Below are 13,641 nucleotides of genomic sequence, written 5' to 3' on the forward strand. Positions count from 1 at the left end.
TGATCAATCCCCCGCGCTCTGGAATTCTTCGGGCCGTTCCAGAACGGAATAGCCACGCTGCATATTGGCGATGAAGACCTGCACCGAGCGGAAGAACATCAGAACAAAAGCGGCCAGAACCGTATAGAAAACGATGTTGCGCGGCAGCGCCACGGTGACCATCTCCTCATCGGCGACGATTTCCAGATAACGCCACATCAGCCATGAGGTGTAGGCGAAGAACAGGATGCGCAGCACATCGACGAGGATCGACATGGCGCGGGCCACCTGCGGCGGGACGTAATGATAAAGCACATCCACCTGAATGTGGCGCGACATGCGCACGCACATGACCGAACCTAAAAACACCACGCCGATCAGGCAGTTGACGGCGATTTCTTCCGTCCAGGCGTAGCTGTTATTGAGCACATAACGGGTGAAGAACTGAAGGAACACGCAGCCCGTCATCAGCCAGAAGAGGCCGAGCGTGACCCAGTCTTCGAATGAATAGACCTTGAGATCGACTTCGGGCGGCGCCTCATCGAACGTATGGGCGAGTTCCTCAGGCGTGACCTGAGTATGGATTTCCTGCGACATTGAGATATCCCGTCTGGAGAGAAAGGGCGGTGCGGCAAAGGAGCCGCACCGGATCTTGGCTCACTTGACGGCGCGAATGGCTTCCCAGTCGGCCTTGTCGTAACCGAAGTCCTCGAACTTCACTTTTTCGATGACGTTCTTTTCGAAGTCGGCCTTGTCGACTTCGGCAACGGTCAGACCGCGCTTCTTGAAGTCTTCGACGAGGCTTTTCTCGCGTTCATCGATGGTCTTGGTGGTCCGCTCGGCGGCTTCCTGCATGACTTCGGTGAAGATTTTCTTGTCGTCATCGGAGAGCTGCGACCAGAGGTTCTTCGAGATCACCGTGTTGAGGTGGTCGACGATGTGGCCGGTCAGGACGATGTTCTTCTGCACTTCGAAGAACTTCTTGGCCTCAATGGTGGTCAGCGGATTTTCCTGCGCATCAACGGTGCCGTTCTGCAGCGCCAGATAGACTTCCGCAAAGGCAATCGGCGTGGTGTTGGCGCCGCAGGCGCGCGGCATGGCCAGATAGGCCGGAACGTCGGGAACGCGCATCTTCAGGCCCGCCATGTCGGCGCAGGCGGCAATCGGCTTGTTGGATGTGGTGTGGCGCGTGCCGTAATAGCTGACGGCGGCGATGTGGTTGCCGGTCTTGTCTTCATAACCCTTGGCGAGGCGCTTGAAGATATCGCTCTTGGTATAGGCGATCAAATGGCTCGGATCGCGGAAGATGTAAGGGAAATAGGTGACGCCGATCGGCTTGAAATCACGTGCGGCAAAGCTCGAACCGGAGATGATGATGTCAACGGTGCCGATCTTCAGGCCCTGGTTGATATCGGCTTCCTTGCCAAGCTGCGAGGCGGGGAAAACATCCACCTTGTAACGGCCATCGGTGCGCTTGGCGATCTCTTCCGCCGCCCAGACCGAATCGGTGTGGAACGGTTCGGAGGTCTCGTAGACATGCGCCCATTTCAGCGTGGTCTGCGCCTGCGCCGCCAGGGCGGAAAGCAGGATGGCGGCTGTGGCGCCCATCAAAGTCGACAATCTGATTTTCATTCTTAACTCCTCCCGAATTAAAGCCAGATGTGCTGTTTTTTCCGTTGCCGGTTGCGGCGACGGTCACTCTTCCCCGATCGTTTCCTCCCCGAAACTCTCGGAAAATCTCTTTTGCGACAGCGTCAGATGCTGCCGCATCGCCTCGCGTGCGCCTTCCGGGTCGTTGGCGGCAATGGCGTCGCGGATTGCGCGGTGTTCCTGAACGGCAAGGTTCCAGGTGTGCGGTCCTTCGAAATAGCTGGCGAGCTTTTCGAAAAAGGGTGACAGGCTGCGCTCGTCATAGATCAGGCCGGTAAAGCGATTGAGCGCCGAATTGCCGATGATATCGGCGATGGCGGTGTGGAAGGCCCGGTCGAAATTGAGCGCCTGTGGCGAGCTGTCGAGCGCGCCGGCCATGCGTTCGATGATATCATCGAGCTTGGCGATGCATTCCGGTGTCGCAAGCCTTGCCGCTTCCTCCGCAATCGCGCTTTCGATGATGCAGCGCGCCTGCAGGATTTCGAACGGGCCGTGGGCGTCCGGCATTGCCGGCTTTTCCTTGTCCGGCTTGCGCGAAGCGTTCACATAGACGCCCGAGCCCATGCGGATGTGGATATGGCCTTCCACTTCCAGCACGATCAGCGCTTCCCGCACCGTCGGGCGGGATACGCCGAAACGCTCCGCAAGGTCGCGTTCCGCCGGCAGGCGTTGACCATCGGTCAACTCCCCCGTCTCAATGAGCAAGCGAATTTGCTCCGCGACCAGCCGGTAAAGGCGGCGCGGCTCCAGAGCCACAAACATGATGTCCTCCCAGCGCGAAAGTCTCCCCCGATCGCGCAAGCGGTAAGATGGTCTTACCAATTTTATTAGGACGCATTTGTACGGTACTGTCAATCGGCCGGTGGTGGAAAAATGGGGGGAGGAGTTTGAGGCCGTTCAGCAGGTCGGGCGTTGTCTTATTCCGGGGCTTTTACCACTGCCGTCATTCCGGCCTTGAGCCGGGATCCAGCCAGCCCAAGTCCTTGGGCTGAAAGGACTCTTCCCGTCGCGCGAGAGCCGCGTCGGCTGGATTCCGGCTCAAGGCCGGGAATGACGGGAAAAGGTTGCGCCGGACAGTCTGAAGCGACTGACTTACCGCTGTAAGGTTGAAAATAGTGCCGAGGCCTTAAACGCAAGCAGCCTTCTTCAACCTCTATTGCCCGCGAGCCTCAGAGCGCCATTCTCACCAATGACGACATCCAGCTCACCATACCCACCAATCGAATGATGCGGCGTTTCGATGGGATGCGAATGGGTGGCGTTGATCACCACCACCGTTGCGCCCATGTTTTCACCCGCCTGAATGCCGGCAGGAGCGTCCTCGAAGACGACGCAGTTTTCAGGCGCGACGCCGAGCTTTTCCGCGGCCTTCCTGTAGCCTTCCGGGTCCGGTTTGCCGTTCACCACGTCCTCGGCGCAGATCATGACAGGGGGCGGTGTGAGGCCTGCTGCCGCCAGACGCAGTTCGGCAAGTGCGCGGGCGGCGGAGGTGACGATCGCCCATTTTCCGGCCGGCAATTTCGCAAGAAAGGCCGCCGCCTGCGGAATCTGGAGAATGCCCTCGACATCCTCCATTTCCTTTTGCAGCAGCATATCCGCTTGTTCCTGAATATCGAGGCCGGGAATGGCCTCGCGGCGCACCACTTCCGATGCGCGCATGCCGTGGATGCGTTGCAGGAAGGCGTTCGGTTCTATGCCATTGTCCACGGCCCATTCGCGCCAGACACGTTCCACCACCGCGATCGAATTGAGCAGCGTTCCGTCCATGTCGAACAGGAAGGCGTCATATTCGCGCGAAAACATATGGCTGGCCGGCGGGACTTTGCTGTGCATGTCATTCTTCCGTTGGACGTGTGGAGTTGCCCTCGTGTCTACAGCATTGGCGGAGATAACGGAATCGCTTTTCCGCCGGAGGGTCAAATGACGATCTTTCGGTCTGTAGCGTTGATGGCTGTTCCAGAATCGGACGCTTCAGACTGCCGTCGACTCGGGTGAGGCGGGCAGGGGAGGCGGTGCGTTATCCGGCGATGCGGGAGGTCAGGTTGCAGCAAGGATAGGCCGCTATCATGAGTTTTCGCGAGCGATGAAAATAAGCAAAATCAGCGGGTAATGAGCATTTCCGAATGTTTTGCATGAGAATTTTCAGGATCGAATTTTCTTAACGAAACCGTCGCTTTAAGGGCTCCGTTAACTATTTGTTAACCATATTCGAGGTACCTAATTGTCAACGATTTGTTTACCAAGATGACCAAAGTGCTAACAGACCAGCGTTCCATCCGTATCAAAGGCCGCTCCTTCCTCGCAGTCGTCCTGTCACCCGAAGCTCCGGTCGATCAATGGCTGGAAAGGCTCGATGATCTTGCCGCGCGTTCGGCGGGTTTCTTCCTGTCGCGTCCGGTGGTCCTGGATGTGTCGGAGCTCTCGCTCGACAAGGCGGGCTTGAAGGAGTTGCTGGCGGCGCTGACCGAGCGCAATGTCGGCATTATGGGGATCGAGGGTGTTCGCCCCTCGATGATAGAACCCGGCATGCCGCCGTCGCTGAAGGGTGGAAAGCCCGCCTCCGATGTCGAGGTGGAGCCGGTTGCCGTCACCGCCGTCGAGTTGCCGGAGGAGAAGCCGCGTGCTTCCGGCGAAGTTCGTGCCGTCGTGCAGTCGCTGGTCATCAACGAGCCGGTTCGCTCCGGCCAGTCGATCATGTTTCCTGAAGGTGATGTGACCGTCATCGGTTCGGTCGCTTCGGGGGCGGAAATCATCGCGGGCGGTTCGGTGCATATTTACGGTGCGCTGCGCGGACGTGCGATGGCCGGTTCGCTCGGCAATGTCTCGGCGCGCATCTTCTGCCGCAAGCTGGAGGCGGAGCTGCTCGCCATCGACGGCGTCTACAAGGTGGCTGAGGATATTGACGACAAGCTGCGCGGCCAGCCCGTTCAGCTCTGGCTGGAAAACGATACGATAAAGGCCGAAAAACTTGGCTGAAGAAACACTGAAGACAACACAGGAACAGGAGAGCCGTATGGGGAAGGTAGTCGTTGTTACTTCCGGCAAGGGCGGGGTCGGCAAGACCACCTCGACCGCAGCGCTTGGCGCCGCACTGGCGCAGAACAAGCAGAAGGTCGTGGTTGTCGATTTCGATGTCGGCCTGCGCAACCTCGATCTCGTCATGGGTGCTGAACGCCGGGTGGTTTACGATCTCGTCAACGTCATCCAGGGCGATGCCAAGCTGACCCAGGCGCTGATCCGCGACAAGCGCCTCGAAACGCTGTTCCTGCTGCCTGCCTCGCAGACGCGCGACAAGGACAATCTGACGCCGGAAGGTGTCGAATGGGTTATTGCCGAGTTGAAGAAACATTTCGACTGGGTGATCTGCGACAGCCCGGCCGGCATCGAGCGCGGCGCGACGCTGGCCATGCGCCATGCGGATGTGGCCGTCGTCGTCACCAATCCGGAAGTCTCCTCGGTGCGTGACAGCGACCGCATCATTGGTCTGCTGGATTCCAAGACGCTGAAGGCCGAACGCGGCGAGCGCATGGAAAAGCACCTGCTTCTGACGCGTTACGATTCCGCCAGAGCCGAACGCGGCGACATGCTGAAGGTCGACGACGTCCTGGAAATTCTCTCCATTCCGCTGCTCGGCATCATTCCCGAAAGCACGGATGTGCTGCGCGCTTCCAACGTCGGTGCGCCGGTCACTCTGGCGGACGCCCGCTGCGCGCCGGCCATGGCCTATTTCGATGCCGCCCGCCGCCTGTCCGGTGAGGACATTCCGGTGGTCATTCCGGGCGAGAAGCGGGGTATCTTCTCCAAAATCTTCGCAAGGAGGGCTGCATGAGCATCTTCAGTCTCTTCCGCAAACAGAAGTCGGCCCCGCTTGCGCGTGAGCGCCTGCAGGTGCTGCTGGCTCACGAGAGGGCGTCGTCGGGCTCCGACCTCGTCGCTATCCTCAGGGAAGAAATTCTCGCCGTCATCGCCAAGCATGTCCAGATCGACAATGACCGGGTGCATGTGAAGATGGATCGCGACGAGCATGTCTCGATACTCGAGATCGACGTCGAAATCCCCTTGAGCGCCGACCTGCGCGCCGCGTGATGTTTCCTGCGAAAACGCCGCCCCACCGGGCGGCGTTTTCATTTATTCAGCCGTCGTATCGACCGGCTTTCGAAACACTTCTTCCAGATCGCCGGGCAGCGGGCGTTTGAGGTTCATGCCGTTCGGCGGGATCGGCGCGTTGAACCATTTGTCGTAGATTTTCTCGATTTCGCCACTTGCGTAGATTTTTCCCAACGCGTCGTTGACGGCGTCCCGGAAACCGGTATCGCCGTGACGCAGCATCAGGCCATAGGGCTGCGGCGGGGCGAGATATTCGTTCGAGATGGAATAATCCTCCGGCCTGCCGGTTTCGGCGACGAAGGATCTCAGGAGAATATCGTCCATGACGAAGGCCGAGGCGCGGTTTTCCGTCACCATTTCAAACCCGCCTTCCGTGCTGTCATTTTGCAGAACCGCGATATTCAGCCCCAGTTTGCGATTGAGCACATTGAGCTGGGCGATATTGATGGTTCCCGTCGTCACCACCACGGTTCGCCCGGCAAGATCGCCGACGGTGTTGAGGCCGCTGGATTTCAGCGCGACATAACGAGTGCCGGTGATGAAATGGCTGTAGGAAAACCACACGGCCTTGCGTCTTTCTTCCGTATTCGTGCTCGCCACGCATTCCATGTCGATCGTGCCGTCGTTGAGCAGCATGATGCGGTTGCTGGGGGTACGTTTGACGAAATCGATCTTCAATTCCTGCAGGCCCAGTTTCTTCTTGATGGAGTCGGCCACCCTCAGGCAAAGCTCGATGCTGTAGCCGATCGGCTCCGGGCCGGTGCCCAGATAGGAAAACGGGACGTTGCGGTCGGCATAACCCAGTCGGATGGTGCCGGTTTTTGCAATGGTTTCAAGTGTCGGTGGCTGGGTATCCTCGCCGGCCGCAGTGGCGGGCAGAAGACTTAAAACCCCAAGAGCAAGCCACAATGTCGATCTCTGCATCGCGCATCTCCAGCTAATATAAATGCCAAAACATATCTTCGTAAAAAATAGAGGCCGCGTGCCGCTTGCACGTCAGTCCCGGTATTCGGCCGGATTTTCATAGGCCTGTTTCAGGGAGGCCGCCATTGGCAGGTTCAGGTTCATGCCGTTCGGCGGAATGGGCTTGGTGAACCATTTCTCATAAAGGCCGTGAATGGCGGGGCCGGTGAAGATATGGCGCAGACTTTCGTTGACCGCGGCCTTGAAGGCCGGATCGTCGCGCCGGAAAACAAGGCCATAAGGCTCGGGCGCGCTCAACGTATCCTCCGAAAGTGTATAGAGGTCTGGGTTTTCGGAGGTTGCCGCCAGCGCCGCCAGCAATATGCCGTCCATGACGAAGGCGGAGGCCTTGCCGGCGACGACAAGTTCGAATGCCTCCTCGTTGGTTTTCGTCGGCATGACCGAGATATTGAGGTTCTTTTGCCGGTTCACGGCATTCAGCTGCTCGATATTGACCGTGCCGGAGGCGGATGTAACGGACCGTCCGGCAAGATCGGCAAGGCTTTTGAGGTTGTCCTGCTTGCGGGAAAGAAACTGGGTCGCCGTCATGAAGTTCGGATAGGAGAAATCCACCATCTTCCGGCGTTCGCTATTATTGGTCGTCGCCGCGCATTCGATATCGATCTGGCCGCTGCGGACAAGGATGAAGCGGGTTGCGGGCGTGGCCTTCACATATTCGAGGTCGATCCGGTCGAGCTTAAGCTGTTTGCGGATGTCTTCACTGATCGCCCGGCAAAGATCGGTCGAGAAGCCGGTGATTTCTCCATTCGGCAATTGATAGGAGAAGGGTGGCTCGGCTTCGCGGTAACCGATGCGGATCTTCGCAGTCTTGGCAATCTGTTGAAGCGTGTCGCCTTCGCCGGCGGCCTGCAGCGGGGTGATGGGAGCAAAGCATGTGAGGAAAAGGCAAAATACTGCAAGGCGCATTTTATTTCCTTTGTCTGGTAGCCGGTTTCTCAAATCGCTTTTTGTGGTGGGCAATAGGTTTCCTGTATCGGCCGACCGGCGTCGTCAAACCCGTCTTTCCCGATCGGCGTGATGACGGCACGGTTCTTGAGGATATGGGCAAGTGGCGCCGGTTCGGCGAAGTAATAGCCCTGGGCCTCGTCACATCCCGAAAGCTTGAGCGCCTCGACCTGCTGCTCGTCCTCCACGCCCTCGGCAGTGACCTTGAGGCCAATCTGTTCAGCCATGTCGATGATGGTGTTGACGATGGCCGAACACATGGGATTGCCGGGCAGGCCGGAGACGAATTCGCGGTCGATCTTGATCTTGTCGAAGGAAACGTGGGTCAATGTGCTGAGCCCGGCATAACCCGTGCCGAAATCGTCGAGCACGAGGCGCACACCCCTTTCCTTTAAAAGCTTCAGGGCGCGGGCGCTGCTGTCGCGCTCCAGCATTGCCGTTTCGGTCACTTCCAGCTCCAGCCGCTCCGCCGGAAAACCGGATGTTTCAAGCGCCCTGTCGACAATCGGGACGATGTCGTCATTGCAGAGCTGCACGGCGGAAAGATTGACGGCGAGCCGGATGTCCCGGGGCCAGCTCATGGCGTCCTGGCAGGCCTGTGCCAGCACCCATTCACCCAGAGGTTTGATGAAGTTGTTTTCTTCGGCAAGTGTGATGAAACGGTCCGGGGCGATGAGGCCAAGCTTGCTGTGACGCCAGCGGGCCAGCGCCTCATAAGCAACGATGCGACCGCTCTGCAGATTGACGACGGGCTGATAATGCAGCTCGAATTCGCGGTTTTCGAGGGCGGATTTCATGTCTATTTCCAGCGCATGCTTGTGCTGCACCGCCATGTCCATGCCGGGTTCGTAAAACACGAAATAACCGCAGCCCATGGATTTCGCGCGATAAAGGCCGAGATCGGCATGTTGCAGAAGCTGGGTGGCGGATGTGCCGTGGCCCGGTGCGCAGGCGATGCCGATACTGGTATCGATACTGATTTTGCTGCCTTCGAGGTTGAAGCTGCGCGAGACCGCATGCACCACCCGCGCCGCCAGCATCGCAGCACTACTCTCGCAGTCAGCGCTTGCCGACTGTATGATCGCGAATTCGTCGCCGCCGAGGCGGCTAACCATGTCGTTTTCACCGAGCACGGCAGAAATCCGCGATGCCACCGCCACCAGCAAGGCATCGCCGGCGGCATGGCCCAGCGTGTCATTGACGGCCTTGAAGCGGTCGAGATCGAGCAGCATGACATTGAACGGCTGGCCCGAGGCGGAAAGGTGCTCGAGACGGTTTTCGAGCGTCTTCATCAGCAGCACGCGGTTGGGCAGTCCGGTCAGGGCGTCATGGTGGGCCATGTGCTCCAGCTGCTGCGCCATATCGCGTATCTGCCGCAGGCGTCCGCGCTCCAGAACCGCCTCACGCAGCGTTTCGATGGCCGTGGCCATATCGCCGATTTCATCCCTGCGCGTCTGAAACGGTGTGACGACATCCGTTTCCTCGCGGGCGATGCGCAGCGTCGCCTGCACCAGAGCGGGAACGGGTTTCAGGAAGTGCCGCGCAATCACCGTTACAAGGACACCGGTCACGGTCAGCACCACGATCAGTGCAATGAGCGAATTGTAGATCAGCTTGCGTTGCGCACCATACAGCTCATCCGAACCGCCGATGCTGACGGCGACCGCCCCGATCGGTTTCTTCGTTTCAATGCTGATGATTGGCAAGAGGCCGATATAATGGCTCGACTCGCCAATGGTCGCAAAGCCGGTGGCGAAACGGGCGGCCACGGCATCTCTTGAGAAGATGGGATCGGTGGCGAGCGGTTTCTCGTCATCGTCGGTGGCGTTGTCGAAGGCGGCCGCGATCTGCCGGAAGCCGGAATCGTCCTCATCATACCGGAAAAGCCAGACGGCGTTTTTGGTTTGCGCGCCGATGAGGGCGAGAACGTCACTGGGATTGAAGCCGGTGACGAGGATGGATTCGTCGTCGCCGATCGGTTTGTCGGTCAATATGCCGTTGACCTGCCCGTCCGTATCGGCGGTGACGCTGACATAGGTGTAGATGCTGCGCAGCGTCGCGCTGGCGATCTGTGAATTGACGCGGGCCTGGTTGAGCCATTGCTCGCTGGCGGCGGCAACGAACATGTACCAGCCGACAAGCGCGCCGATGCTGTAGGAAAAAATCACGCCGCCCAGAAATATCAGGGTTATCTTGCTGGCGAGCGAACGCCGCCGCGAAAGGCGGCCCGATGCCGGCTGCGTCGTTGTGCGAAGCGTGTGGCCGGGTTCAGTCTGTCTATCTATCCCCCGATAGGCAGTCTCTTCCATGCGCGATAGTCCCCCGCGATGTCGCGTTATAATTGTTTTATGGAATTTTATAGGACATGCATTTCAACGGTGTCTGCTAAATAATTCAACAAAGTTTAGATGCGATTAAGAATTAATCCGTCTTTTTATAGTCGCCGCTCATGTAAGCCCCAGCGTTCCTGCATCACAGATTGAAAGAAACGCAGGCTTGCGGTCATGCCCTGAAACAAAACGGCCAAGTCAGTATGACAACCTTTGCGCGTTTCTCAAGTCGACTTCTCTGCGGCTGGGGACGCCGACCGGCCTTGCCAAGCAGCCGATAAACGGCATGTTGTGCGCACTGTCGGATTTCAGGAAAGATCATCATGGCTTACAGGGGTAAAAACATCGCTCAGCTTTCCGTTCTCATCCAGAGCGGTCATCTCGATCCATGCGCCCTGGCGGAAGAGATGCTGGATGCGATCGGTAAAGAGGACGATCGGGCAATTTTTGTCGGCCTGACGGCGGCGCGGGCCATGGCGGAAGCGGAAGCAGCCTCCAGACGCATCCGCGAGGGACGCTCCTTGGGTGTGCTCGACGGTATTCCGGTGGCCTGGAAGGATCTTTTCGATCTTGAAGGCATGGCGACCACGGCCGGATCGACCGTGCTGGCGGGCGATGCGCCCGCCTCGCGTGACGCCGATGTGGTGACGGCGCTGAAAAGGGCCGGAATGGTCTGTGTCGGCCGCACCAATATGAGCGAGTTTGCGTTTTCCGGCCTCGGTATCAACCCGCATTACGGCACGCCGCGCAATCCGGCCTCCACGGACGGTCATCGTTTGCCGGGCGGCTCGTCCTCCGGTGCGGGCGTTGCCGTGGCCGCAGGTCTTGTGCCGGTGGCGATCGGCACGGATACCGGCGGATCGGTGCGCATTCCTGCCGCCTTCAATGGCGTGGTGGGGTACAAGGCAAGCCGTGGCCGTTATTCGATGCGGGGTGTTTATCCGCTGGCGAAAAGCCTCGATTCGCTCGGGCCACTGACCCAAACCGTACAGGATGCCGTCTGGGTGGATGCCGCCATGCGTGGCAGGGCTGCTGCCGATCTGGCACGTAAGCCTCTTGCCGGCCTGTCGCTCGTCGTGCCGGAAACGGTGTTTTTCGACGGTATCGAGGAGGGCGTCGCAGCTGCTTTCGAACAGGCGGTGGAACGGCTCTCCCGTGCCGGCGCCTCAGTGCGGCGGCAGGCATTCCCGATCTTTTCGCAATTGTTCGATCTTATCAGGGAAAAGGGCGCGCTCGTGACGGCGGAGGCTTTTGCCCTGCACAAGGCGCGGCTGGAAGGCGCGGATGCCGCGCGGATGGACCCGCGTGTGGTGGCGAGAACCAGGCTTGGCGCGAATATCACCATGTCCGACTATATTGGCATTATGGAAGCGCGTGAACGCATGACGGCGGCGTTTTCCGAGATGATCGGCGAGGACGAACTGCTGGTCTCGCCGACATTGCCGCATGTTGCGGCCAGGGTTACGCCGCTTCTCGATGATGACGATGCCTTTTTCGCCATGAATGCAAAGACCCTGCGCAACACCCAGATTGGCAATTTTTTCGATCTCTGCGGCGTTTCCATTCCGTGCGGAACAGGTGAGGCGGGAATGCCGGTTGGTTTGCTGCTTTCTGGCCTGCATGGTGCGGATGAGCATGTGCTGGGTGTTGCGATGGCTGCGGAAGAGATCGTTCGGGGCTAAGAGGGCGGTTCACACAGCCATTCTCCGTCACCCCGGACTTGATCCGGGGTCCAGCGCGATCAAGTCCTTGATCGCAAAAGACTCCTGACGCCGCGCAGACGCGCGGCTGCTGGATGCCGGATCAAGTCCGGCATGACGGAGAGAGTATTTGGCCGTCTCGACCTATAGCCTCACCGAGCCGCCCAATTCGCGCCGCGGCGGAACATGGTTTTCATTTGCGGTACGGAAAACTCCTTGGCCTGATGGCCGAGCGCCGAATAAAAAACCCGGCCCTTGCCGTATTTGCGTTTCCACACCACCGGCATCACCACGCCGTCGATCCACCAGGCATGATCGCCCGTAAATTTAGTCGTTGCCAGAACCTCGTTCGAAGGGTCGACATGCATGTAATATTGCTCCGATGTATAGGGGAAATCGGAAATCCCCTCCATCAGCGGGTCGTCGGGGCGGGTGATGTTGACGTGGTAGTCGATGATATTGCCGGGATGGGCAACCCATTGGCCGCCGATCATGAACTGGTATTCGACGCATTCGCGGAAACTGTCGCCCGCGCCGCCATGGAAACCGGCAATGCCGACGCCGTTTTCGACGGCGGCCGTCAGGTTCTTGATCTCTTCCTTTTCGATCTTCGACATGGTGACGATGGGCACGACGAGGCTGAGATCATGTACCGAAGGATCGGCGAAAGCTTCCGTGCTGTGCTCGACATAGACCTTGAAACCGTCTTCCTCCAGCATGTCCTTGACGATGGTGGCGCATTCCTGCGGCTCGTGGCCGCTCCAGCCGCCCCAGACGATGAGTGCTTCGCGCATTTATTTTCTCCTCCGGATTATTTGCCGAGCTGGCCGTCGACCAGCGATGTTTCGAGCGGAGCAGGGCGCTCCGCCTTGGTGGTGATGGAAACGGTGGTGCCGCTGTCCGATGCCGTCTGGAAGGCTTCCATGACCTCCAGCACATGCAGGGCAAGATCGCCATTGGCGCGATGCGGGCGGTTTTCGCGGATCGCATGGGCCATATCCGCTACGCCTATCGAGCGGTAATTGCCGTCCGAATAGGGCGAAGACAGCGCTTGCGGCTCGAACTGGCCGCCCTTTTTCAGCAATTGCACCTCGCCGCCGAAATGGTTTGGATCTGGCACGATCAGCGTGCCTTCGGTGCCGTAGAGTTCCAGCGGCACATGTTTGTGGCCCGCCACATCGAAGCTCATGCCCACCTGCACCACGGCGCCATTCTGGAACGCCAGCACGCCGGAGACATGGGTGGCAACATGAACGGGAATTTTTTCACCGTTCTTCGGTTCGCTGGTGATGAGGCGTTCATTACGCGGCGCGATGGCGAAACCCGCAACCCTGGCGACCGGGCCGAACAGGTTGACGAGATCGGTGATGTAATAGGGTCCCATATCCAGCATCGGCCCGCCGCCAACCTCGTAATAGAAGGCCGGGTTGGGATGCCAGCGCTCATGGCCGGGGCACATGAAGGTGGCCGTGCCGCCAACCGGTTGGCCCAGCACACCCTCATCGATCAGCCGGCGCGCGGTCTGGTGACCACCGCCAAGGAAGGTATCCGGAGCCGAGCCGATGCGCAGGCCCTTGGCCTTGGCCGCATCGGCAAGGCGTTTGCCCTCGGCGAAATTGATGCCGAGCGGCTTTTCGGAATAGGCGTGTTTGCCGGCGTCAAGCGCGCGCAGCCCCACCTCCACATGCGCCTTGGGGATCGTCAGGTTTACGATGATCTCCACGGAAGGATCGGAGAGAAGTGCGTCGATGCTGGTTGCCTTAAGGCCGAATTCATCGGCGCGGGCTTTCGCGGCTTCCGCGTTCATATCCGCAAGACCGCGAATGTCGAGAATGGGAAACGACGCCATGGCCTTGAGATAAGCGCTGGAGATGTTGCCGCAGCCGATGATGCCGATACCGACCCTGTTCATGTGATTTCCTCCCGTAAATCAGAAATGCCGAAGC

General features: G+C 59.1%; 13 protein-coding genes. 4 read left to right on the forward strand and 9 right to left on the reverse strand.

All coding sequences use genetic code 11. The annotated features are described in order from the left end of the window. Window positions 1–3: 3 nt before the first annotated feature. From AC1ROR_RS16000 to AC1ROR_RS16015, 4 genes are all read right to left on the reverse strand, one after another. Window positions 4–576: a TRAP transporter small permease gene (locus tag AC1ROR_RS16000; protein ID WP_020809476.1), complete on the reverse strand. Its 573-nt coding sequence runs from the start codon at window positions 574–576 to the stop codon at window positions 4–6. A gap of 60 nt (window positions 577–636) precedes the next feature. Continuing rightward, window positions 637–1,611: a sialic acid TRAP transporter substrate-binding protein SiaP gene (locus AC1ROR_RS16005; protein WP_110760313.1), complete on the reverse strand. Its 975-nt coding sequence runs from the start codon at window positions 1,609–1,611 to the stop codon at window positions 637–639. Window positions 1,612–1,674: 63 nt separating this feature from the next. Then, entirely contained in the window at window positions 1,675–2,391 is a 717-nt protein-coding gene (locus AC1ROR_RS16010; RefSeq protein ID WP_035220791.1) for a FadR/GntR family transcriptional regulator, read from the reverse strand. A 384-nt stretch (window positions 2,392–2,775) separates the two neighbouring features. Then, entirely contained in the window at window positions 2,776–3,462 is a 687-nt protein-coding gene (locus AC1ROR_RS16015) for an HAD family hydrolase (RefSeq protein ID WP_498590000.1), read from the reverse strand. 411 nt (window positions 3,463–3,873) lie between these two features. Between AC1ROR_RS16015 and minC the strand changes: the two genes are divergently transcribed. The 3 genes from minC to minE are packed head-to-tail and all read left to right on the forward strand — an operon-like array spanning window position 3,874 to window position 5,715. Continuing rightward, window positions 3,874–4,605, forward strand: coding sequence for a septum site-determining protein MinC (gene minC, locus AC1ROR_RS16020; RefSeq protein ID WP_191856052.1), 732 nt, complete (start codon window positions 3,874–3,876; stop codon window positions 4,603–4,605). A gap of 37 nt (window positions 4,606–4,642) precedes the next feature. After that, entirely contained in the window at window positions 4,643–5,458 is an 816-nt protein-coding gene (gene minD, locus AC1ROR_RS16025; RefSeq protein WP_003510752.1) for a septum site-determining protein MinD, read from the forward strand. Then, window positions 5,455–5,715 (forward strand): cell division topological specificity factor MinE, encoded by a 261-nt coding sequence (minE, locus tag AC1ROR_RS16030; RefSeq protein ID WP_003500829.1) that lies wholly within the window; start codon window positions 5,455–5,457, stop codon window positions 5,713–5,715. Before minD ends, minE begins: the two co-directional genes overlap by 4 nt. Before the next feature lie 42 nt (window positions 5,716–5,757). Here minE and AC1ROR_RS16035 read toward each other — a convergent pair whose 3' ends face one another. The 3 genes from AC1ROR_RS16035 to AC1ROR_RS16045 all read right to left on the reverse strand — a co-directional run bounded on the left by AC1ROR_RS16035 (window position 5,758) and on the right by AC1ROR_RS16045 (window position 9,974). Next, window positions 5,758–6,660, reverse strand: a complete 903-nt coding sequence (locus AC1ROR_RS16035) for an amino acid ABC transporter substrate-binding protein (RefSeq protein ID WP_498590001.1) — start codon at window positions 6,658–6,660, stop codon at window positions 5,758–5,760. A gap of 72 nt (window positions 6,661–6,732) precedes the next feature. Next, complete coding sequence (locus AC1ROR_RS16040) at window positions 6,733–7,626, reverse strand: amino acid ABC transporter substrate-binding protein (protein WP_498590002.1); 894 nt, start codon at window positions 7,624–7,626, stop codon at window positions 6,733–6,735. Window positions 7,627–7,655: 29 nt separating this feature from the next. Beyond that, window positions 7,656–9,974 carry an EAL domain-containing protein gene (locus AC1ROR_RS16045; RefSeq protein WP_498590003.1) on the reverse strand — a complete coding sequence of 773 codons (2,319 nt, stop codon included), beginning with the start codon at window positions 9,972–9,974 and terminating at the stop codon, window positions 7,656–7,658. A gap of 344 nt (window positions 9,975–10,318) precedes the next feature. Between AC1ROR_RS16045 and AC1ROR_RS16050 the strand changes: the two genes are divergently transcribed. Beyond that, window positions 10,319–11,677: an amidase gene (locus tag AC1ROR_RS16050; RefSeq protein ID WP_498590004.1), complete on the forward strand. Its 1,359-nt coding sequence runs from the start codon at window positions 10,319–10,321 to the stop codon at window positions 11,675–11,677. A 170-nt stretch (window positions 11,678–11,847) separates the two neighbouring features. On the opposite strand, the gene AC1ROR_RS16055 is transcribed toward AC1ROR_RS16050, so the two are convergent. Next, entirely contained in the window at window positions 11,848–12,489 is a 642-nt protein-coding gene (locus tag AC1ROR_RS16055; protein ID WP_003523774.1) for a ThuA domain-containing protein, read from the reverse strand. Window positions 12,490–12,506: 17 nt separating this feature from the next. After that, window positions 12,507–13,607 (reverse strand): Gfo/Idh/MocA family protein, encoded by a 1,101-nt coding sequence (locus tag AC1ROR_RS16060; RefSeq protein ID WP_498590005.1) that lies wholly within the window; start codon window positions 13,605–13,607, stop codon window positions 12,507–12,509. Window positions 13,608–13,641 lie beyond the last annotated feature (34 nt).

The organism is Agrobacterium sp. GW821-FHT14E08 (assembly GCF_058803865.1).